Annotated in this window: 15 protein-coding genes; 3 read left to right on the forward strand and 12 right to left on the reverse strand. The window is 57.8% G+C overall.

Features of this window, described 5'->3' with window-relative positions:
- The first annotated feature begins 280 nt into the window (after window positions 1-280).
- A complete protein-coding gene (locus tag WA225_RS16250) occupies window positions 281-1,582 on the forward strand; it encodes an OprD family porin (RefSeq protein WP_422608680.1) in 1,302 nt (433 codons plus the stop codon).
- A 152-nt stretch (window positions 1,583-1,734) separates the two neighbouring features.
- Here the strand turns inward: WA225_RS16250 and WA225_RS16255 are convergent, their stop codons facing one another.
- The 10 genes from WA225_RS16255 to WA225_RS16300 all read right to left on the reverse strand — a co-directional run bounded on the left by WA225_RS16255 (window position 1,735) and on the right by WA225_RS16300 (window position 13,274).
- The gene (locus WA225_RS16255; RefSeq protein WP_422608681.1) at window positions 1,735-2,355 is read right to left on the reverse strand and encodes a hypothetical protein; all 621 of its coding nucleotides are present in this window, start codon (window positions 2,353-2,355) and stop codon (window positions 1,735-1,737) included.
- Between the two features lie 44 nt (window positions 2,356-2,399).
- The gene (locus WA225_RS16260; RefSeq protein WP_422608682.1) at window positions 2,400-3,338 is read right to left on the reverse strand and encodes a carbohydrate kinase family protein; all 939 of its coding nucleotides are present in this window, start codon (window positions 3,336-3,338) and stop codon (window positions 2,400-2,402) included.
- A 13-nt stretch (window positions 3,339-3,351) separates the two neighbouring features.
- Window positions 3,352-4,848: a xylulokinase gene (xylB, locus tag WA225_RS16265; RefSeq protein WP_422608683.1), complete on the reverse strand. Its 1,497-nt coding sequence runs from the start codon at window positions 4,846-4,848 to the stop codon at window positions 3,352-3,354.
- 289 nt (window positions 4,849-5,137) lie between these two features.
- Complete coding sequence (locus tag WA225_RS16270) at window positions 5,138-6,610, reverse strand: mannitol dehydrogenase family protein (RefSeq protein WP_422608684.1); 1,473 nt, start codon at window positions 6,608-6,610, stop codon at window positions 5,138-5,140.
- A 15-nt stretch (window positions 6,611-6,625) separates the two neighbouring features.
- On the reverse strand, window positions 6,626-7,729 hold the full coding sequence (locus tag WA225_RS16275; RefSeq protein ID WP_422608685.1) for an ABC transporter ATP-binding protein: 1,104 nt from the start codon (window positions 7,727-7,729) through the stop codon (window positions 6,626-6,628).
- A gap of 44 nt (window positions 7,730-7,773) precedes the next feature.
- A complete protein-coding gene (locus WA225_RS16280; protein ID WP_034154211.1) occupies window positions 7,774-8,604 on the reverse strand; it encodes a carbohydrate ABC transporter permease in 831 nt (276 codons plus the stop codon).
- An 8-nt stretch (window positions 8,605-8,612) separates the two neighbouring features.
- Window positions 8,613-9,539 (reverse strand): carbohydrate ABC transporter permease, encoded by a 927-nt coding sequence (locus tag WA225_RS16285; RefSeq protein WP_422608686.1) that lies wholly within the window; start codon window positions 9,537-9,539, stop codon window positions 8,613-8,615.
- Between the two features lie 172 nt (window positions 9,540-9,711).
- Window positions 9,712-11,022: an ABC transporter substrate-binding protein gene (locus tag WA225_RS16290; RefSeq protein WP_422608687.1), complete on the reverse strand. Its 1,311-nt coding sequence runs from the start codon at window positions 11,020-11,022 to the stop codon at window positions 9,712-9,714.
- 257 nt (window positions 11,023-11,279) lie between these two features.
- Window positions 11,280-12,185, reverse strand: coding sequence for an AraC family transcriptional regulator (locus WA225_RS16295; protein WP_422608688.1), 906 nt, complete (start codon window positions 12,183-12,185; stop codon window positions 11,280-11,282).
- 90 nt (window positions 12,186-12,275) lie between these two features.
- Window positions 12,276-13,274 (reverse strand): phospholipase, encoded by a 999-nt coding sequence (locus tag WA225_RS16300; RefSeq protein WP_422608689.1) that lies wholly within the window; start codon window positions 13,272-13,274, stop codon window positions 12,276-12,278.
- Between the two features lie 226 nt (window positions 13,275-13,500).
- On the opposite strand from WA225_RS16300, the gene WA225_RS16305 reads away from it, so the two are divergent.
- The gene (locus WA225_RS16305) at window positions 13,501-17,355 is read left to right on the forward strand and encodes a hypothetical protein (RefSeq protein ID WP_422608690.1); all 3,855 of its coding nucleotides are present in this window, start codon (window positions 13,501-13,503) and stop codon (window positions 17,353-17,355) included.
- Window positions 17,356-17,396: 41 nt separating this feature from the next.
- Here WA225_RS16305 and WA225_RS16310 read toward each other — a convergent pair whose 3' ends face one another.
- Window positions 17,397-18,689, reverse strand: a complete 1,293-nt coding sequence (locus WA225_RS16310; protein ID WP_422608691.1) for a glycosyltransferase — start codon at window positions 18,687-18,689, stop codon at window positions 17,397-17,399.
- A 320-nt stretch (window positions 18,690-19,009) separates the two neighbouring features.
- On the opposite strand from WA225_RS16310, the gene WA225_RS16315 reads away from it, so the two are divergent.
- Window positions 19,010-22,897, forward strand: a complete 3,888-nt coding sequence (locus WA225_RS16315) for a hypothetical protein (protein ID WP_422608692.1) — start codon at window positions 19,010-19,012, stop codon at window positions 22,895-22,897.
- 33 nt (window positions 22,898-22,930) lie between these two features.
- On the opposite strand, the gene WA225_RS16320 is transcribed toward WA225_RS16315, so the two are convergent.
- Window positions 22,931-23,293 (reverse strand): response regulator, encoded by a 363-nt coding sequence (locus WA225_RS16320; protein ID WP_422608693.1) that lies wholly within the window; start codon window positions 23,291-23,293, stop codon window positions 22,931-22,933.
- Window positions 23,294-23,335: the final 42 nt, after the last annotated feature.

Raw genomic sequence — 23,335 nt, forward strand, 5'->3', positions numbered from 1 at the left:
CATGCCTAGGGAAAACCCTTAGGCAACGCCTTTCGACCAATGAATACGGGCAGTTCGGGGAGGCGCTCGGGCAAAAATCCGGTAACTCCGAGCGTATGGGTGCAGAGGAATAGGCAGTCAGTTTCAGACTAAAGTCGCCTTTAATGCGTAAAAGCCATCTGCCACCATCGCCGTTCACCCCTGCGTGTTCACTTCTTCCCGGTTCAGACTGACCCGGGACGGGAGCTATTTTTCTGGCTTATTGCGCCCGTGCGCAAACGCTGCAATGTTGGAGTTTTTCATGCGTCCCCCATTTCCCCTCATCACCCCGCGCCAGTCGTTTGGCTTCGGAGCCTTTGTGCTGTGCGCAGGTTTTACCGCACAGGTTCAGGCCAGCGGATTTCTTCAAGACACCACGGCGAAAATCGAGTCGCGCACGGTGTACTTCAACCGCGATTTCCGTGATGGGCACACCACGAACGATCAGGGCGCTTCCAAGCGTGAAGAGTCGGCGCAGGGCTTTATTCTTAATCTGCAATCGGGCTACACCGAAGGCACCGTGGGTTTTGGTATCGATGCGCTGGGCATGCTTGGCTTTCAACTCGATTCCAGCCCGGACCGCAGCAACAGCGGCTTGCTGCCATCGAGCGGCAACGACCCGCGCGGCTCGAAGGGCCAGTACGCGAAAATGGGTTTGACCGCCAAGGTCAAGGTTTCGGACACGGTGCTGAAGTACGGCGCGCTGCTGCCGGATTTGCCGCTGCTGAAATACAACGACGGTCGTTTGCTGCCGACCATGTTCAATGGCGCGATGCTCACTTCTAAAGAGGTGAAAGACCTGACCTTCATGGCGGCGCGTCTGGACAAGTACACCGCGCGCGATTCCACCGATTCGCAAGACATCCGCGTGCACTGCAAGAACAAGCGCTACGCGTGCAACACTACTGCCGATCATTTCGACATGTACGGTTTCGATTACAAGATCAACGATCGCCTGACCGCGCAGTATCACTACGCCGAACTCGAAGACATTTATCGTCAGCACTTTATTGGATTATTGGGTAATCAAGCGTTGGCTGGCGGTGTACTTAAAGCTGATCTGCGGGTGCTGAAAAGTGCCGACAGCGGTGATGCCAAGGCCGGTTCCATCGATAACCGTGCGTTGAGCGGCATGCTCTCTTACGCGCACAGCGGTCATACGTTCAGCGCCGGTTGGCAGCGCATGAACGGCGACAACTCGATGCCGTATCTGGATGGCAGTAACCCGTATCTGGTCAACTACGTGCAGGTCAACGACTTCGCCGCGGCGCAGGAACGCTCCTGGCAATTGCGTTATGACTATGACTTCAAGGCCATTGGCATTAATGGTTTGAGTTTCCTGACGCGTTATGTGAACGGTGACCACATCAAGGTGTTGGGCAGTGATCAGGAAGGGAAAGAGTGGGAGCGCGACAGCGAGTTGAAGTACGTGATTCAGACCGGCACGTTCAAGGATGTGAGTCTGCGTTTGCGCAATGCGACTTACCGCACCAACTATGAAAAGTTTGCCCGGGATGTGGATGAGACCCGGTTGATTGTGAGTTACAGCTTTTCGGTGTTGTAAGGCGTGGCGCTGTAGCGTCTGATCGGCCGTCATCGCGGGCAAGCCCGCTCCCACAGGTTTCGCGGGTGTTCACGAGATTTGTGTTCACTGCAGATCATTGTGGGAGCGGGCTTGCCCGCGATGGCGGCTTTGAAGTCACCGAAAAGTAACTGTTACAACCAATGCCAGAACCGGCTCCAGAACCCCCGATTCAAATCGTCCTTGCACCCGGCATATTGCCGCGCATACACGTCCGAGCGGTTCTGCACTTTGCGCGCCGTCGGCATCAGCCAGGCTTTGCTCGCGTAGGTCTTGTTGCGAAAGCCGCCCCAGCCTTCGTGGTAGTTGAGGTATTGGTTGTAGGCGTCGTACTTGTAGACGCCATTGATCGAATAGGTCTTGTCCATGTACCAGCCGACGAAGTCGATGGCGTCGTCGAAGTCTTCGCGATCGGCGCCGCCGCGGCCAGTACTTTTCTGATAGTCGGCCCAGACTTCATCTTTGGCTTGCGCATAACCTGAGGCAGTCGAGACGCGGCCCCACGGGATCACCCACAGCAAGTATTTGCGCGGGGTCTTGGCGTCGTAGCGGTAGCCGGATTCTTGATACATGATCGCGAAGGGCAGCTGAATCGGCACGCCCCAGCGTTTTTGCGTGACTTGCGCCGCGTCGTACCAGTCGCTTTTTTCGCGGAAGATTTCGCAAATGTCTTCCGGCGAGCGGGGCGGCGAGGTGCCGCACCCGCTCAGTAGCGTTGCCAGTGTCAGTAGTCCAAGCGTTTGCCTGTAATTCAAAAGCTGTTATCCCGTCGTGCGCAAAAAGCCGACAGTCTACGCGCTCAGCTCAATTGGTGACGATAGGGCAGATCCGGACCGGTCTTGCTGCAGGTCAGCGCGGCAGCTTGCACGGCGAAGTTGAGCATGGCGTCGATCTGCTGGCGAGCGAGTTGCTGCACGCCTTCGACCGAATCCAGTCCGTGCTCGGTCAGCCAGGTGATCAGCGCGGCCTGGAAGGTATCGCCCGCGCCAACGGTGTCGGCGATCTTTACCGAGGCCGCCGGGACTGACCATGTGCCGTGTTGGCGGCTGAACACGCTGGCACCGTCGCCACCGCGGGTGAGGAAGACGATCTGGCAGCGCTGTTCGAGCCAGCCCTCGATCACGCGTTGCGGGTCCTGTTCGGGGTAGAGCAGGCTCAAGTCTTCGTCACTGACTTTGATCAGATCCGCCAGTTGCACCAGTGCCGCGATGCGCTCGCGCCACAGGTCGATGTTCGGCTCGGGATTGAGGCGCACGTTCGGGTCGAGGGTGATCAGGCGTTTGCCGCTTTCACGTTGCACCAGGGCGAGCAAGGTGTCGCCGATCGGCTGCACCACCAGCGAGAACGAGCCAATGTGCAGACCGCGCACCTCGGGACCCAACGCTGGCAAATGGGCAAGACTCAACTGCCGGTCCGCACAGCCCTCACCGCGAAAGCTGTAGTGCGGCGAGCCGTTGGCGCCGACGGCGACCATGGCCAAGGTGGTCGGCGCGGCGAAATCCACCAGATAGTCCGGGCGCACACCTTCATCCTGCAGCACTCGCTGCAAGCGCCGGCCGAGGTAGTCGGTGGAGAGCCCGCCAAACAAGGCCGAGTCCACGCCCAGACGGCGCAAGCCCACGGCGACGTTGAACGGCGAGCCGCCGGCAATCGCCTTGAAATTCACTTTCGAGGCCTGACCGCTGGCGTCGTCTTCACTGAAAAAATCAAACAGCGCTTCGCCACACACCAAATACATAATTGTTTGCTCTTTATAGGGTTGCGACATGCTGTTGATAGCGTTCATAAGCCTGCTGGAACGCCGCGACGTTGGCGGCGTTCGGCAGGGTTTCACTGCTCAGGTCCAGCGTTACGCAGCGCTGGCACAGGTCGGCCAGGCTGTCTTCGTGACCGTTCGACCAGGATTTGCACCACGCCGCTTGTATCGCTGCGCCAAGGGCCGCGGCTTCGCTTTGCTCGGTGCAGATCACTGGGGTGTTCATGATGTCGGCGACGATCTGCCGCCACACCGCGCTTTTCGAGCCGCCGCCGATCAGGCAAATGCTGCGGCTTTGTAAACCATTCTGGCGCAGCAAATCCAGCCCGTAGCGCAAACCGAAGGTGGTGCCTTCGACGGCGGCGCGGCACAGATTGGCCTGAGTCAGGTTGTCCAGCGTCAAGCCGTGCAGGCTGCCGGTGGCATGGGGCAGGGCGGGGACGCGTTCGCCGTTGAGGAACGGCAGCATGTTTACGCCCTCGGCGCCGATGGGGGCTTGGGCGACGAGGTGGTTGAACTGCTCCAGATCGAGGTCGAACAGTTCACGAATCGCCCCGGTGGCATTGGTCAGGTTCATGGTGCAGATCAGCGGCAACCAGCCACCGCTGGAGGAACAGAACGTCGCGACCGAGGCATCCGGGCTGACTTTCGGCACCTCGGAATAGGCGTAAACGGTGCCGGAGGAGCCAAGGCTCATGGTGATCGCGCCGGGCTGAATATTGCCGGTGCCGATGGCGCCCATCATGTTGTCGCCACCGCCGCTGGAAACCTGCGCGTCGGGGTTGATGCCGAGCTGTTCAGCAATGGCCGGAAGGATTGTGCCGACCGCTTGGTGCGCATCAATCAGCTCCGGCAATGCCGCTTGCAACCGGCCACTGGCGTCGATGTCGCGCAGCAGTTGCAAGTCCCATTGGCGGGTGCGCACGTTGAAATAGCCGGTGCCGGAAGCGTCGCCGTATTCACTGCAGGCGCGGCCGGTGAGCCAGAAGTTCAGGTAGTCGTGGGGGAGCAGGATGCGGGCGATGCGCGAAAACACCACGGGGTGCTGCTCTTTGGTCCAGAGCAGTTTCGACACGGTGTAGCCCGGGGCGATGACCACGCCGAGGCGTTCCAGCGAGCCTTTTTCGCCGCCCAGATGAGTGAGTAGCCGGTCGTTTTCGGCGCTGGTTTCGGTGTCGCACCAGAGCTTGGCCGGGCGCAGGACTTCACCCTGATCATCGAGCAGGACCAGACCGTGTTGCTGGCCGGAGACGCCGATGCCGAGGATCGATTGACCGTCGACATTCGCCGCCAGCAATGCGTCGCGAGTGGCGAGGGCGAAGGCTTCCAGCCATTGCTGGGGGTCCTGCTCGCGGCGACCGTTGGCGGCGCTGATCATTGTGTGCGCGGCGGCGCCTTGGCCGAGGACTTGGCCGCTGGCGGCGTCGAGGATGATGGCTTTGGTGCCTTGGGTGCCGCAGTCGATGCCTAGGAATAGTTGTTGTGTTGTCATGTGTGAACCCGTTGGGTTGCGGTGAAGATCAAGAGCTTACCCCCTCACCCCAGCCCTCTCCCCCAAGGGGGCGAGGGGGAAGGGAGCCGATCGGGGGCTGTTCAAAACCTGAGTTCGACTCCGGTTCTCTCAACCGGGGTTGTTCAAAAGCTGAGTTCGACTGCGGTTCTCTCAAACCGGAGCTGTTCAAATCCTGAGTTCGACTCCGGACTTTCAGGTCGATGTAAGGTGCACAAACCACTCGGTCAGTTCCCTCTCCCTTTGGGAGAGGGCTAGGGTGAGGGGCTTTTCAGGCGAGTATCCGTTCCAGCGTCCGCGTCACACCCTCTTCGCGCAAGCTATTGCAGCACCACTCAAACGCCGCCACAAACTCCGCCGAACGCGGGATCGCCGTGCCGAAAATCTCTTCGACCGCCAACAACCGCTGGGTGATTAAAGCATCGTCCGCCACCAACGCCTGACAAAACGTCGCCCGTGGATCCGGGATCGAATAGGTATCACCATTTTCATCCACGCCTTTCAAATACAGCGCCCAGGCCGCCACCACCAACGCCGCACGCTTGGTCTCCTGCCCATCGGCAATCAACCGGTTGATCGTCGGAATGGTGAACTTGGGAAACTTCGACGAACCGTCCGAACACACCCGCTCCAGTTGATCGGCAATCGCCTGATTGGAGAAGCGCGCCACCAGCGTATTTTTGTAATCGGTCAGATCAATACCCGGCACCGGCGCCAGTTGTGGGGTCACGTCCAGATCCATATAGGCGCGCATATAACGCACGAACAGCGGATCGTTCATGGTCTCGTGAACAAACCGATAGCCCTTCAAAAAGCCCAGATAAGTCAGCGCCAGGTGGCTGCCGTTGAGCAGTTTGATTTTCATCTCTTCGTAGGGCGAAACATCGTCGGTGAACTGCACGCCGACCTTTTCCCAAGCCGGGCGACCGTTGACGAATTTATCCTCCAGCACCCATTGCACAAAGGGTTCGCAGACCACCGGCCAGGCGTCGTCGACGCCGTGTTTATCGGCCAGTTGCAAGCGATGCGCGGTGCTGGTCATGGGTGTGATGCGGTCGACCATGGCGTTGGGGAAACTGACGTTGGCGTCGATCCAGCTGCACAGGTTGCTGTTGCGCAGCGTGGCAAATGCGAGCAACGCCTTGCGCGTCACGGCGCCGTTGTGCGGCAGGTTATCGCAAGACATCACGGTAAACGCCGGGATACCTGCCGCCCGGCGTTTTTCCAGGGCTGCACACAAGAAACCGAACACGGTTTTCGGGTTTTCCGGGTGGGCCAGGTCGTGTTGAATCTGCGGCAGGTGCGCCATGAATTCGCCGTTGCTGTCGTCGATGCAATAACCGCCCTCGGTGATGGTCAGCGAGACGATGCGGATCTGCGGGTCGGCGAGTTTGTCGATCAACGCCTGAGCGCCGTCCTCGGCCAGCAGCATGTCGCGAATCGCGCCGATCACACGGACTTCGGTGTCGTCGCTGTCACCGAGTTCGAACAGGGTGAACAGGTAATCCTGTTCCTTGAGGTCGTCGCGGGCGCGGCGGTCTTCGGCGCGCAGGCCGACGCCACAAATGGCCCAGTCGAGGGCTTCGCCGGTGTTCATCAAGGCGTCGGTGTAGTACGCCTGATGCGCGCGATGGAAGCCACCGACGCCAATGTGGGCGATGCCCTGACGGGTGTCGCTGAGGCTGTAGGCCGGCAGTTGCACTTCGCTGGCCAGACGATGGAGATTCTGTTGGTTGAGTTTCATCGGGAATTCTCGAAATCAGGCCGCAGCGCGCAGCGGACGGGTCAGCGCGACACCTTCGGCATCGAATAAATGGCAGTGCGCCGGGTCCAGGTGCAGGCTCAGTTGTTCGCCGTAACGGCTGGCCAGATCCCCGCGCACACGCATGGTCAGGGCTTCGCCGGCGCTGGTGCTGACGTGGCAGAAGGTGTCGCTACCCAGGCGTTCGCTGACGTCGGCGGTGACTTGCAGCGTACAGTCGCCGGATTGCGCCAGTTCCAGATGTTCCGGGCGAATCCCCAGGGTCACGGCGCTGCCGACACTCAGATTGGCGGCGTTGAACGGCAGGGTGATGCGCGTGCCAGCGTCCAGCGACACTTCGCAGCTCTGGCCATCGACGCGGGCGATCTTGCCCTTGAGGAAACCCATTTTTGGCGTGCCGAGGAACCCGGCGACGAACAGGTTGGCCGGTTGGTGATACAGGTCCAGTGGCGAGCCGACCTGTTCGATCTTGCCGCCGTTGAGCACCACAACTTTGTCGGCCATGGTCATCGCTTCGACCTGATCGTGGGTCACGTAGATCATGGTCGCTTGCAGGTCCTTGTGCAGGCGCAGCAGTTCCAGACGCATCTGCACGCGCAGCGCGGCGTCGAGGTTGGACAGCGGTTCGTCGAACAGGAAGATTTTTGGATTACGCACGATGGCGCGGCCAATCGCAACGCGCTGACGCTGGCCACCGGAAAGTTGTTTTGGCTTGCGCTCCAGCATCGGCCCGAGCTCGAGGATGCGCGCCGCTTCGCCGACTTTCTTCTCGACTTCGGCCTTCGGCACACCGGCCAGATCGAGGGCAAACGACATGTTTTTCTTCACGGTCATGTGCGGGTACAACGCGTAGGTCTGGAACACCATCGCCAGATCGCGCTTGGCCGGGCTGACTTCGGTGATGTCGCGGCCATCCAGTTCGATGGTGCCGTCGCTGACTTCTTCCAGACCGGCGATCAGCCGCAGCAGGGTGGATTTGCCGCAGCCCGACGGGCCGACGAAGACCACGAATTCCTTGTCGTTCACCTCAAGGTCGATGCCTTTGATGATCGAGAAACCTTCGAAGCCTTTTTGCAGATTCTTGATTTTCAGGTTGGCCATGATGATGGGCCTCCGCAATTTATTATTCAGATGAACCGGACGGGTTATTTCACGGCGCCAAACGACAGGCCGCGCACCAGTTGTTTCTGGCTGATCCAGCCGAAGATCAGAATCGGTGCGCAGGCCAGGGTCGACACTGCCGACAACTTGGCCCAGAACAAACCTTCGGGGCTTGAGTACGAGGCGATCAACGCGGTCAGTGGCGCGGCTTTCGACGAGGTCAGGTTCAGCGACCAGAACGCTTCGTTCCAGCACAGGATCAGTGACAGCAGCACGGTCGAGGCGAGGCCGCCCTTGGCGATCGGCAACAGCACGCGGACCATTTCCTGCCACAGCGTGGCGCCATCGAGGCGGGCGGCTTCGAGGATGTCTTTGGGGATGTCCTTGAAGTAGGTGTAAACCATCCAGACCACGATCGGCAGGTTGATCAGCGTGTAGATCACGATCAGCGCAATGCGCGTGTCGAGCAGGCCGAAACTTTTGGCCAGCAAGTAGATCGGCATCAGCACGCCCACCGGCGGCAGCATCTTGGTCGAGAGCATCCACAGCAGCGTGCCTTTGGTGCGCTGGGTTTCGTAGAACGCCATCGAGTAGGCAGCGGGCACCGCGATCAACAGGCACAGGGCCGTGGCGCTGAAGGAAATCACCACCGAGTTCCAGGCGAAGCTGAAGTAGTCGCTGCGCTCGTTGATGTGCAGGTAGTTCTCCAGCGTCGGTGTGAAGATGAACTGCGGCGGCGTGGCGAACGCGTCGATTTCGGTTTTGAAACTGGTCATCACCATCCAGAAGATCGGGAAGAAAATCACGATCGCGATGGCCCAGGCCAGGGTGCCGAGCAGCAGGCTTTGCAGCCGGCGGGATTGTTGGAGAGTCATGGCAGGCCTCAGGCTTTGTCAGTCAGGTTTTTGCCGATCATCCGCACCAGAATGATCGCGGCGATGTTGGCGATGACCACGGCAATCAAGCCGCCTGCCGAGGCCATGCCGACGTCGAACTGCACCAGCGCCTGGTTGTAGATCAGGTAGGCGAGGTTGGTCGAGGCGTAGCCGGGGCCGCCGTTGGTGGTGGTGAAAATCTCGGCGAACACCGACAGCAGGAAGATCGTTTCGATCATCACTACCACGGCAATCGGCCGCGCCAGATGCGGCAGGGTCAGGTGCCAGAAGATCGCGATCGGCCCGGCACCGTCCAGGCGCGCGGCTTCTTTCTGTTCCTGGTCGAGGGACTGCATGGCCGTCATCAGAATCAGGATGGCGAAGGGCAGCCATTGCCACGAGACAATGATGATGATCGACAGCAGCGGGTAGTGCGCCAGCCAGTCCACCGGCTCGGCACCGAACAGCTTCCAGACGTAGGCGAGAATCCCCGAGACCGGATGGAAAATCAGGTTCTTCCAGATCAGCGCGCCGACCGTGGGCATGATGAAAAACGGCGAAATCAGCATGACCCGCACGATGCCACGCCCGAGGAATTCACTGGCCTCCAGCAAGGCGCTGATCAACACGCCCAACACCACACTGATCAGCAACACGCTGCCGACCAGCAACAGCGTGTTGGTGGCGCCGGGCATGAAGCCCGAGTCGGTCAGAAAGTAAGTGAAGTTTTCCAGCCCGACGAACTGGTTTTCGCCGGGGTAGAGCAGGTTGTAGCGGATCATCGAGAAGTAGATGGTCATGCCCAGCGGCACGATCATCCACAGTAGCAACAGGGCCACCGAAGGGCTGACCAGAAACCAGCCGGGATTGCGTACGCGGACCTTGCGCGCAGGCTGCGACAGGTCGAGGTGGGCTTTGGCAGTTGAAGTATTCATGGCGATCACAACCAATTGGGTGCAGAAACATGTTCAGGAAGACAACATTCCTGACATCGGCGCGGACCCTGTGGGAGCTGGCTTGCCAGCGATAGCGATAGTTCAGCCGGCAGTAATGTTGAATGTGCCGGCCTCATCGCTGGCAAGCCAGCTCCCACAGGTTGAGTGGCGGTTACTTGGGATAACCGGCGCGCTTCATCTCGCGTTCAGTGGTTTGCTGCGCAGCGGCCAAGGCTTGATCCACCGTGGTCTGACCGATCAACGCCGCCGAGAACAGCTTGCCGACCTGCGTACCCACAGCCTGGAATTCAGGAATGGTCACCAGTTGAATGCCGATGTACGGCACCGGTTTCAGCGTCGGTTTGCTCGGGTCAGCCGCTTTCAGCGATTCCAGGGTGACCTTGGCGAACGGCGCCGCGCTCATGTAGGCGTCGCTGTAGGTCGAAGCGCGGGTGCCCGGCGGAACGTTGGCGATGCCGTCATTCTTGGCCACCAACTCGCCGTATTCTTTGGAGGTCGCCCAGGCGCTGAATTCCTTGGCGGCGTCTTTGGCTTTGGAACTGGTCGGAATCGCCAGCGCCCATGAGTACAGCCAGGCCGAACCTTTGTCGGTGACTTGATGCGGCGCGAAGGTGAAGCCGACGTGATCGGCGACCTTGCTCTGGGTCTTGTCGGTGACGAACGAACCGGCGACGCTGGCATCGACCCAGATCGCGCATTTGCCGCTGTTGAACAGCGCGAGGTTCTCGTTGAAACCGTTGCTGGAAGCGCCCGGCGGGCCGGATTTTTTCATGGTGTCGACGTAGAAATTCAGCGCGTTTTTCCACTCTGGTCCGGTGAATTCCGGCTGCCATTTTTCATCGAACCAGCGTGCGCCATAGGCGTTGGCGACAGTGCTGATCAGCGCCATGTTCTCGCCCCAGCCGGCCTTGCCGCGCAGGCAGATGCCGTATTGTTCCTTGTCCTTTTTCGTGAGCTTTTCGGCGAACCCGGCGATCTCTTCCCAGGTCGGACGCTCGGGCATGGTCAGGCCGGCATCCTTGAACAGATCGGTGCGGTAGTAGGTGATCGAGCTTTCCGCATAGAACGGCAGGGCGTACAGCGAACCCTTGACCGACAGGCCTTCGCGCACCGACGGGAACACATCGTCGAGCGCGTAACTGGCCGGCAGATCCTTCATCGGCTCCAGCCAACCCTTGGCCCCCCACAGTGCCGCTTCGTACATGCCGATGGTCAACACATCGAACTGGCCACCCTGAGTGGCGATGTCGGTGGTCAAGCGTTGCCGCAGAACGTTTTCTTCCAGCACCACCCAATTGAGCTTGATGTCCGGATGCTCGCTCTCGAAGGTTTTCGAGAGCTTTTGCATGCGGATCATGTCGCTGTTGTTGACGGTGGCGATGGTCAGGGTCTGGGCGCCAAGGCTGACGCTGCTGAGGGTCATGCAGGTGAGGGCAAGCAGAGCTTTTGCAGTGGGTTGCATCGTGCACTCCTTTTCTGCGTCCGGTGGGAGGCAGAAGGACAGTTATTGTTTTTGTGTCTTCCGGGGCAGGAAGAATGTGCACTGATTACAGCCTTCAATTGGCCGACTGACAAATCATCCCTAGCACTTGAATCGATACTTTTTTGCACTGGGGTTTGGCGGGGTTAACGCAGGGAAGGGCTTTACAGCGATGGGCAGTGATTGAATACGTACAGGTTTCCGAGCATTGCACAGCACTCCTACAAGAATGTGGGGCGTCAGCCGTGGTTTTGTTCGGTCAGGCGCTGCACCGCCAAGCGTCGATAGTGCGATGGCGTCATGCCCTTGAGCTGCTGAAAGCGCCGATTGAAATTGGAGATGTTGTTGAACCCGGACTCAAAACACACCTCGGTCACCGGTTTGTCGCCATCGGCCAACAGTTCGCACGACTTGCTGATGCGCAGTCGATTGACGAACTCGATGAAGTTGCGCCCCGTGGCTTGTTTGAACACCCGACTGAAGTACGTTGGTTTCATGCCCAGATGCTCGGCCACTTCTTCCAGGGTTATCTCCCGGGCGTAATGCGTGAAGATGTAATCGACCGCGCGGTTGGTGCGGTCGATATTGTGCTCGTCAGCCAGTTGCGGCGTGGTCGCGCCGGACAACAGGTGATAGTCGTCACACGCCGCGAGCAACTCCATCAGAATAAAAAAGTGCCCGAGGCGGGTGATGCCTTTGGAGTCGGCAATCCGTTGCATCAACGTCATGGCATGACGGATTGTGTGTTTGCTGCGGAACTCGATGCCGTACTGCGCGCGTTCGAGCAGCGGCGCCAGTGTTTTCAGTTCAGCGAACACTTGATGCCCGCTTTCGAACAACTCATCGGTGAAGTTGACCAGCATGTCGCGCTTCTCGACCACTTCGTCTTCCGCCACCTGGCTGATCCAGTTGTGCGGCAGATTCGGACCGGTCAAAAACAGCGTTTCGGGATAGAAGTTGCCGATGTAATCGCCGATGAACACCTTGCCGGAGCTGGCAACGATCAGGTGCAGTTCGTACTCCTTGTGAAAGTGCCAGCGCACCAACGGGCAAGGAAAGCCGTGCTGACGGTAGATGATGGACAACCCGTTGTGGTCATCCATCAACTCATAGGAAGGGTCGGTCACGCGGGCAGTTCGAGTCATGACGGAGTTCTTTTTTTGTTATCGCCTGCCGATCATGCCTCGTTTGGCGTGCAATGCGCCAGTTCGCCGTGGCTAACCCTGTCGGCGCTCTCACACTGCGCGGGCGGTCAGCACTAACGGGGTCTTGGCCTCGGCTTTTTGCAGATTGGCCAAGCGACAAAAATGCACGATGTCGGAGTTTTTAATGAAGTCGAAGTTGATGATGTTGCACTTTTTCGCCCAGTCGGACGTGGCGGGATCGAACCAGCCGTCCAGTTCTTGCAGAATCCGCAGGGGGCCGTACAACCCGTGATAAGCGGTGGCCGATAGCGACCACAGCTGCCACTGACCGGGCGGGTCACTTAAAACCTCCGTGATATAGGCTTGCAGGTCGGATGCACTGACCAGTGACTCGCCGATCCACTGATGACTGATCTGCTTGTGAAAGTGATCGTCACGCACATTCCAGGGCAACGGCGCAGCCAGCAGGAGGCGTTGTAACGGGCTGATGTCCTTGAGTTGGCCAAGCGTCAGGTGCCGATGGTTTTCCGGAATCAAGCGTGCGCCGAGGTGCGTCAACATCAACTGTTTGAACTCTGCATGATTAAACGCACTATCGCCCGAGGCGAGTTCATGAAAGTCGAGAATGATGAACTCATTCGGACTCCTTTCAAAAAACGCCTTTATGTCGCGGACCAGATCTCCCAAGTGACGGCTGGAGCGATAGTTGTCGTGCTGGAAACGGAACTTCTCGAAACCCCGGCCCTTGTCGTCGTAAACCAATCGAAGGTCCAGCGCCCGGGCACCGCGATTCAGTTGTGAGTAGAACGACACGTCCTGGCAGGCGAGCCAGTTTTTCCCGGGGATCAATGGGTAAGAAGCTTCCCGGTCACAGCCGGCATTGTGCGTGCCTGGCAGTGTCAGTTCAGTCAGTTTGAGATTGTCCAGCTCCGCCGTTGCAGCCATCCATTGGTGCGTTGCGAGTTCGTCTCGACTGTAGTTGTTCATCTTGCACATCCTCCTTGCGATATAAATATAAGTGTCGGAGGGTTTTATAAGATGGATTGTTGAATGCGCCAATGTTTGTTTTGATGCAAGTAATGTAGTCATTGGAGATTACATTTTGATGAGGGTTGGTGTTGGTGAAGTGTGCGGTTTGTTATTTTCCTGGAATGGATTAAATGCATGTTGATAATAATTTGAATTAATCTTTGCTTTTGTTGTGTTGAACAATATTACTATTCTGGCGTTTCCCGTCGTTGTGCTGGAAGTGAACAAGGAGTGTTCACTGGCATGATGAGATGTAAGGGCGTACCTCGTTCAGGATGAAACATTTATGACGCCTTCGTTATATGGAAATTTGCCCGGCATCGATCTTCACGCGACATTCGCAGCGTCCGCGCGCGAGCAGGAAAAACACCGTGTCGTCAGCGCACTCACTGAGGCCGTCGCGCAAAAAACAGACGCGGCGTATGTGGATGTGCAGGCGCTATTTGTTGCGCGAGTCAAAGGCTCTGCGCTGGATGCCATTCATGCGCCCGCGCGCAGGGCGTTGTTGGCGATGATCGACGAACATGGGATCCGCAAAAAAAACGCCCTGGCAGCCGAGACCTTGATCGGCGTCGACCTTAAAGCCCGATTGTTTGCCGTGATTGACGGCCATCAATTGCCGTTGTCGACGACGCCTGTCAGTTGCGCAGCCGATGAAGACGAACTGGAAACGTTAGCGGCCTGTGCGGCGCTCACTGGCGGCTATGTGTTATCCGGTGAGGTGATCGGCGTGGCGCAGTGGCTGCGATTTGAACAGTTCATTGTGCCGAGCCAGGTCGCCGACACGAAAAACCTGATTGCGTTTCTGCAGTTCAAGCTGCCGCCCAGTCCGCCTCTGGGCGACTTCCATGAACTGCTGAGAACACCTGTGGATGCAGCGTTTCACCTGTCGGCGGCAGACCGCTCGATGATCAGGGCGGTGTGCGCAGAGTCGGCATCCGGTAGCGCCAGCGTGTGGCAGTTTCTCAATGTGCAGAATTTCAATTTGATTGCGATCGATGATCGGCGCCGGCACGCGGCGACTTTACTGCACGCATTGCTGAATCGACCGAGGGCGAGGGCACTCGGCAAGGCGCTGCATGAGCGTCTTGGCTGGCACCTTGCGACGGATGACCGGGCAACCATCGAGCGCCAGCGCACACTCATGGTCGCCGCGGCACTGATCATCAGCCTGAGCCCAGCGCAGGGAATACTGCCCGACGCCGGTTATGAGGTTTACCGGCCGGACGCTGCTCAGTGGACGGCGCAGCAAGTCCAGGAAGATCTGGAGCGTTATCTGGTCGAAAACGGCCGGGTCGATGCCGACCACGCCCCGTTGGCCGCGTATCTTTTGCTTTGCGGCAGCGCACCAGAGTATGTCGTCAAGGACACGCCGCTCGGCCTGTCGCTGGACAAACCGCTCTGGCTGGCTTTGACACAAGCCGTGGCGTTGATCGAACTGACGGCGCCAGGCGCAACACGGTTGCTGACCTATGCGCAAATCATGGCGTTTTCGCAACTCTCGCCAGTAACGCTTGAGCTACAGCAACTGCACGAATTGACGGCCGTCATGCCGATCATCCATTGGGCCGTGTTGAACAGGGTGATCCCTTATCGCGCTGACAAAGACTACGACAAGGACACTTTGCTCAGCGCCACGACGTACTTCACACGGTACATAGAGGCGCTGCATCAGTCCGAACACGGCTTGACCGCTGCGCCCCCGGATCGCCGAAAACTCGCTCTGGCCGAGCTGACAAAGGTCATGCCGAAGGGTGATTACCTGGAACAAAAGGCATTCAAGTTCAGCTATCAGGGCTCGATGAACGAAAGGACCTGGCTCGACGCGCTCGAACTTGGCAGTCCCTTCGGTAGTGTTGCAGAAGTCTATAACTACGCGGTCAGTGAAGCGGGGATCGATGAGATTCAACTGTCGCAGTTGCTCCGTCTGCGCTTCTCCCTTGTAGATTTGTACGTATCCGGTGATTTGCTCGAAAACGGGCAACTTTCCGGCCGGTTCAAGACGCGCGACAATTTCATGCCACCTGCCGGCGCATTTGCCGAGTTGTCTGAACTACCCGCACTCGACACTCTGTACGAAGCAGCCTTCGAACAGTACTACCAGCAGGTGCAGGAAAGTCTGGCGTCGGTGATCAAAATGACCATTGCCAGTTTGCCGGAGTCCGACAGGCAGGCGCTTAACAATGGCAATTTGAGTCTGTATACGGTTCGCCAGCAGACGAGTCATTTCATTCCCGGCGCAGAAACTCAAAGGCAACGGGATGAGACGAAAGGGCGCTATGGACTGATCCTCTGCAGCACCTACGGGAACGAGCATCGTTGCTATGAGTTATTCACTTTGCGCGGCGTCTGTCGCGAGCGTCCGGAATTCGTGGGCATGCTGCAAAGCAGCGGCATCATCCATGATGTACCGAGCCTTTCCTTTGTCCGTGGCAACACGGCCTATCAGGCGAAAAACCGCTGGCACGTGTGGCCTCTGGATTTTGCGGCGTACCGTGACGGCAGCGAACCACGCAGCGGTGAAGTGTCCAGAGTCGTCGTCGAGAAACTCTGGCAAGTCGGCATGCAGGCCGAGGATATCCGGCCTGTAGCGTTGTTTTTTTCAGCGCAATTGCAAAATCTCGCCGATCTCATCATGACCCATCATCCCGTCGCACCTCGTCAGGCGCTGTACGACGCGCTGACTCCGCGCACAGAACTGGAACAGTGGCGCATCAGCAAGGAACACCTGCAGAACGCATTTTTAGACCTGGTGGTCCCCTTTAAACGGTGCGTTGAAGACATCAAAACGGCTAATGCGCCACGGGTCGTCGAGGGCATTGGTGGCTGCATCCTGGACGGCTTGGCGGTGCTTGGGTTGCTGATCGGTCTGGGCGCCACGGTGGTCAGTGTGATCGCCAAAACCGGTTCAACGACGGCAAAAATACTGAGCATTGCCAAAGCTGGCGGGCGCGTCGTCACGGCACTGGCCAACCCGGTCGATGGCTTGCCGACGTTGGTTTGGAAAGGGGTACGCAAGGTTCCGCGAGGCCTGCTGTTGCTCAGCGAAGGTGCGGTCGGTGCCGCCCACACGGCCACCGGGCAGTTGCGCAAATTGACTGGCGCGAGGCGGGCCGACGATTTGACTCAGGCTGGGCGACTTGTCGAGTCGTCCCCCGGTAACCCGGGTAAACGGCTTGACGCGGTCAATCTGGCGGTGCTGCAAGAAGATGTGCATTGGTATGCGATGAGCGAACTTGTCAATGGCAGCTGGAATTGGCGGGTGAAATATCACGAGCTGCTCGGTTTGCCGCCTGCGCGGTGGTTCTTCAAGGTCAAGGACTTTAGCTTTACGCGCTCCTACGTCAAAAACGCGCTACGTCTTGCCAGGCGCAAACTCGATAACGCCCTCTCGCAGTTCATCGGTTCACCCGGCGAGGAGGTCCGGGATTTGATGAGGTATCTGTTCGGCAGCGATAGCACCGCTGCGCTGAAAATGATTTTCGAAAACCTGTCCGCCATGCGCAAAGACCTCGACTCGGTGACCTTGGCCAACGTTGCCTTCAAGCAAGGCAACCGCGGGGTTTTGGCGGCGTTGCGCCCGGCCGCTTACAAGCGCTGGAAGAGCGCGATCGAAACCGGGAACGAACTGCAGGGAGAGGCCAGGAAGTTTCTCGACATCTATCCCGAACAACTGGATGACTACTATCGCGTGCTCAATTATGTCGATCCGGGTGATGCGCTGTTGAGCGATGTAGTGATCCATGAAATGGCTCACGGCGCGCCGCAGGCACTGGATCTTTATTACAGTCGTGCCCTTGTCGATCGATCACCGGCCGAGTTTGATATCACCGGTTTGCTTGAACTCGCCCGCGATGCCCGCGGCGCGCACCCGGACAACGTGCTCAATCCGCATCTGCGGATGGCTCATGCAGAGGGATTCAGGGAATTCGAGGGGACGTTATCAGGTCGACCGTCGATCATTCGCAGCCATCCTGCATTATTGAATGCGCAGTCGTATGCATTGGCGGCAAGTCTGCTGAATCAGCGTAAAACCAACGCTGTGGAGTTTTATCAGAACATGTTTGAAATCGAGCGTGCACTCGAAGTGACGGCTGATAACCAGTTCATTCAGTACCCAATATCGCTGGTGCTGACATGACGCTGACAGGCCGGACCTTGCCCGGCTTGTGTGACGCTGGATCAAGCGTTGCGGTTTTTTGCTTCAATCCACTGAGACATGTATTGCGTGCTCTTGTGGAAATGGTGGCGCAGCATGCTGCCGGTAAAATTATCGGCTCGAAGTGCGGGTAGATGTTGTTGGCAGAGTCGCAGTTTTTCGATCAGCGCCGGACCATGTTTGGCACGCTGGTAGCGCTCACCGAGCAACGTGTTGGCGGCCTGTTGCGCGGCCTGCCATCGGGGTTCGTCCTGATAAAGCTGCACCGCATGATCGGCGAATTCGCTGGCACTGCGCGTGACGGAACCCGGCCATTCGGCCTCGCCGTGCATGCCCTCAGCGCCAATCGGCGTGGTAACACTGGGCGTGCCGCACAGCATGGCATCGAGCAGTTTGCCCTTGATGCCGGCACCAAACCGCAGGGGCGCCAGACATACCCGCGTCGCGGACATGACCTCCAGTGCATCTTCAGCCCAGTTCAACACATGAAAACCCTGCGCGGCATTGTGCAGTGCCGTGGCTTTGGGCGGTGTGTAGGCGCCATAGATGTGCAGTTGGGCCTGCGGCAATTGCTGGCGAATCAGCGGCCATACCGTGGATTTCAGCCAGAGCACCGCGTCCCAATTGGGCGCATGCCGAAAGTTGCCGATGCTGAGAAAGTGCGCGCGCTCGGCGAATGCCTTGGGTGGGGCCGTTGGCAGATCAACCATCAGCGGGCACCAATGCAATTGTTGGCGCGGCAAGCCGAACTGCTCGACCAGCAAATCGATCTCCACCTCGGAAATCATCAGGTTCAGATCGCAGCGGTACAGCGCGGCGACTTCACGTTTGGCCAGATCGGTGTCGGCCATCAGTTCGAACTCTTCGCGCAGTGCCGGCGCAAACAGTTCGCTGAAGTCATCCTGGTCAGCATTGGCTTTCAAGCGCTCCTTGAGCCGCTGATGGCGGGCGTGACGCAGGCTTTGCAGGTCTGAAGTTTCCAGAACGCGCAGGGCATCGGGGCAGTGTTTCTCGACGCGCCAGCCGAATTGTTCTTCCATCATGAATTGGTCGAACAGGACGATATCCGGTGCCAGTTCACTGATGAACGCATCGAAGCTGCTGTTGTTGAGTTCGATCGGCACTTCACGAATACCCAGCGCCGCCAAATCCGCCTTGTGCTCGCCGGGGCCGGCAGGGCTGCTGAAGGTGATGTCCCAGCCTTGCTGCAAGAACGTTTCGAGGATCTGCATGACGTGGCCGCTGGCCGCCGAAGAGCGAGGCTCGGGCCAGACGTAACCGATGACCAGGACTTTGGTGGCGCAGGGCTGAGTCATGAAGCATGTTCCTTGGAGGGTGGCGCAAAAAAGCGCGCAATTAAACCACAGTGGTCGTGGTCAGGTGCAGCCATGCGTCAATCGGATTATCCAATGTCCATTTTAAAGAGGGCGGCGATGTAAAGAATGCTAATAACTATTGTCTTTCTGTTGGCGAAGAAGAACTTTTAGTTTCCTCATAATTTGAAACTCAGTGGTGCTGTTGATTAAAAGAAATTCTGCATATCCTTCGGCTGCTCATAGTTGCAGTGCAGAGCGCTTTGCTTATCAGGCTTTTTGCGCTGAACTTATTCAAGATAATATTAATAAGGTCGAAGTTGATGGCAACGTTATTGCTTGAGAAAACATCTGATGTTGATTCACGAACGGCTCTCGTTGATCGTATTGAAAAACGTCAGCTTGCTGATCAGCAAGAGAAACACAGCATCATCAAAATATTGAGCGAGACCATCACCGACCGTTTGGATACGGCGAGTATTGATCTGCAATCCTTGTTTATCTCCAGAGTTGCGGATTCAACGTTCGATGAAATCAATGAGCCCGCGCGCATTGCACTGCTTAAATCGATTGACGCCTTGGCTATCCACCAGGTCAATGCGCTGCTGGATAACGCCTTGATCGGCTTCGATGAGCAACCCGGGTTTTTCCTGCAGATTGATTACCATCGAAGCCCGCTTTCTTACGGTCAGGCTGATTCGGCCATGGTGGGCGAAGAGCTGGGCATGCTGGCCGAGTGTGCGGCGCAAACCGGCGGTTATCTGTTTTCCGGCGAGGTGATTTGTGTTCACCAGTGGCTGCGCTTCAACCATTACCACGTGCCGAGCGATATCGCGGAGACCAGCAATCTGCTGGCGTTTCTGAACTTCAAGTTACCGCCCGCCCCGGAGTTGGGTGATTACCATGAGTTGCTGGCAGCCACCGAGGATTCGCCTTTTTACTTGTCGGACGCGGACCGCCGGATTATCAGGCAGGTGTGTGCAGAAACAACTGATGGCAAATTCGGTCTGCTGCACTATTTGAATGTGCAGAACTTCGATCTGCTTCCGCTGATTGAGCGGCGTGAACACGCGGCAACGTTTGTCCAGTCACTGCTCGGTAGGAGCAGGGCCAAGGCGTTGGGGCAGGTGCTGCATGAGCGGCTGCAATGGCACCTGGAGACAGAAAATCCTGAGGTCGCCGACCGACAGATTCGCCAGTTGGTCGTCGCCGCGCTGATTCTCGAATGGGTGCCCGAGCGGGACAAACACGACATTCTCGGTTACGACGTGTACCAGCCGGGGAATGCGTTGTGCACGGCGGCTCAGGTGCGGGAAACGCTGGAGCAGCATCTGATCGCCGAGGGCGCCTGCGACGACGCAAACGCGCCGCTGGCTGTCCACCTCTGTCTCGCGGCGACGGCACCTGAACTGCTGGTACTCGGCACGCCAGCCGAAATGACCCTGGACAAGCCCGGCCACGTTGTTCTGGCGCAAGCGGTAGCGCTCATCGAAATTGCCGCGCCCGGAGCAACCCGCTCAATGTCCTACACGCAAATCATCGCCTTCTCGCAGTTGCTGCCGGTGACGGCTGAGCAAGGCGTATTGCACGCATGGGCGGCGGTCTTGCCGATTATCAATTGGGCGGTCATGAATGGCGTGATTGCTTACAGTCCACAACGACAATACGACCCACAGGTGTTCAAGGCCGCAAGCGGTTACTTTGAGCGCTATATAGAGGCGCTGCACAAATCCGAAACAGGTTTGCTGGCCGTGCCGCCCGACAAGCGAAAGTTGGCGTTGAGTACGTTGCAGCGGTTTTTGCCAAAAGGTGAGTACCTTGAATACAACGCTTACGGGTTCAACTATGTGGATTCCATCCGCGAGAAAAGCTGGCTGGAAGCATTCAGTTTCGCAAGCCCTGGCGGGGTGATTGGCGAAAGCTACGACGTTGCTGTCGATCAACTGGGCCTCAGCGAAGCGGCGCTGTCACGGTTGCTGCGGATGCGCTTCTCTATTCTCGATCTCTACCTGTCCGGCGATCTGCTGGAGGACGGGGAATTGACCAGCAGATTTACAACCAAAAGCAATCTTGAAGTCCCCGCTGATGCCTTCAAGCGCATTGCTGAAGTGCCGGCGATCGATGAAGTCTTCGATGACGCTTTTGAAAAATATTACGAAAGTTCGCAAGAGAGTTTGTCGTCGGTCATAAAAATGGCCATCAGCAATCTGCCGGAAGCCGACCGGCTAGTGTTGTGCAACGGCAGTTTGAGCTTTTATACCGTGCGCAAATCAGTCAATGATTTGAATGCTTTCGAAGAAACCCAGGATCACCGGGACGAGGCGAGAGGGCGTTACGGTTTGCTCATTTGCAGTGAGAACGGTGGCAGCGTTCGCTGTTACGAGTTGTTCACGCTGCGGGGTGTCTGTCGCGAAGCTGCGCAAGTCGCGGCGATGCTGCAAAGCACGGGCATCATCAACGACCTGTCTACGCTGGGCTATGTCGGGAACAAGAGCGATTTTCAGGCGAAAAATCCGCAGCGTCAGTGGCCACTGGATTTTGCCGCTTACCGGGAGGGCAGTGAGGCGCGCAGCGATGTGACCTCCAGCGTGGTAGTGGAAAAGCTTTGGCAGATGAGCTTGAACACGACCGATGTGCGTCCGGTTTCATTGTTTTTCTCCCCGCAACTGAGCAGTCTGGCCGACTTCCTGATGACCCATCACCCGCTGGCCACCCGCGAGGAGTTGTATGCGGCGTTAAACACTCAGACGGAACTGCAGCAACTGCGCACCGGCCGGGAGATGGCCGAAACGGCGTTCATCAACCTGATCGTGCCGTTCAAGAAATGCGTCGAAGACATACGCTCCGGGCGTCCTGCCAGCGTGTCCGAAGGTATCGGTGGCTGCATTCTGGATGGGTTGTCGATATTGGGCTTGCTGATCGGTCTGGGGGCGACCGCGATCAATGTTCTGGCGAAAACCGGCTCGACCACCGCCAAGCTGTTAAGCATCGCCAAATCGGTAGGTCGCGTAGTGGTCTCGCTGATCAATCCAATCGATGGTTTGCCGACACTGGCCTGGAAAGGTGTACGCAAGGTTCAGCGGGGTTTGTTGCTGCTGGGGGAGTACGGCGCCAATGCCGTGCAGGCGGGAACCGGGCAATTGCGTGCGCTCACGGGCGGCGGTCATGCTTACGATCTGATCCAGGCCGTCCGCCACACTGATGTGAACCACGGCACTTGGCGGGCCGCCGAGAATGCGGTCGAGGCAATCGATCTGGCGGTGTTGCAACGCAACAGTCAATGGTATGCATTGAACCTGCGCACCGGTGGCGCTTGGGGCCCAAGGCTGAAGAATCTGAAACTGGCCGATTTTTCACCGTTGCGGTGGTTCCGCAAACCCAAGCCCCACAGCTATACCCGCGCTTACGTTAAAAAAGCGATTCCTCATGCGAAAGACAAACTTGATAACGCCATCACGCAGCTTGTGAGGAACTCTCAAGAAAAAGAGATCCGCGATATGGTGAAGTGCCTGTTCGGCAGTGACGCCGACGAAGCGCTGACGCTGGTTGGCGATAATTTGCGCGCGATGCGGATGGATCTTGACCGGGTGACGCTGGCCAATATGTCATTCCGCCGATCTGAGGGAAACGCTTTGGCGGCGTTGCGCCCGGCGGCTTACAAGCGTTGGAAAACGGGGATACAGACGGGCGCCCCGCTGAAAGGTAACGCGCAAAAGTTTATCGATATCTATCCCGAAGTACTGGATGACCATTACCGCTTGGCGAACTACGATGATGCCCGGCTCAGTGACGTACTGATTCACGAAATGGCTCACGGGGCGCCTGATACGCTGGATCTGTATTACTGCGAGACCTCGGCCGCCAAATTATCGGCCGATTATGACGTCATCGGCTTGGTTGAACTGGCGCGGGACGCAAAAAAGGCACACCCCAAGAACCTGTCTAATCCGCATTACCGACTGGCATACCCCCCGGGGTTCGAAGAGTTTGAGGAAGGTTTTAACGCGCGGCGAACGATCGTTCGTAAAAACCCCGCGCTGCTGAATGCGGAGTCTTATTCGGTGGCCGTGGCGATGCTGCATCAACGAGAAACCGACTATGCGGTGTTCAGTTTCAACCTTGCCGCTTTGCGCAATGCCTTGAAGAACACCGCGCAAGGGCAATTTCTGCAAGGCACCTTGTTGCTCGACATGACAAAACATTCTCACTGAAAACAGCAAGCCGGGCAGGACCCGGCTTGTGGATTATTCGGCAAGAATGCCTTTGACTTTGTCGCGCAACAGATCAATCGAGAAGGGCTTGCCGATGACATGCATGTCCGCCGGCACTTCTATGGATTCAGCGTAGCCACTGGCGAACAGGATCGGCAGTTCAGGGCGCAGTTTGCGTGCTTCAGTGGCGAGTTCGCGGCCATCCATGCCCGGCAGGCCGACATCGGTCATCATCAAGTCAATGTGCTTGGTCGCGTCATTGAGAATTGCCAATGCCTGCTCGCCGCCATCCGCCTCCAACACCTTGAACTCCAGTTCCTCCAGCACATCGACGATCAGCATGCGTACGATGTCATCGTCTTCGACTACAAGGATGGTGGACGCTGGGGTGGACATAATGGGTCTCTCAAAAATGGAAATTCAGGTGCGTCGGCCGAT

The sequence above is a fragment of the Pseudomonas sp. genome (genome assembly GCF_049300855.1).
GTDB lineage: Bacteria > Pseudomonadota > Gammaproteobacteria > Pseudomonadales > Pseudomonadaceae > Aquipseudomonas.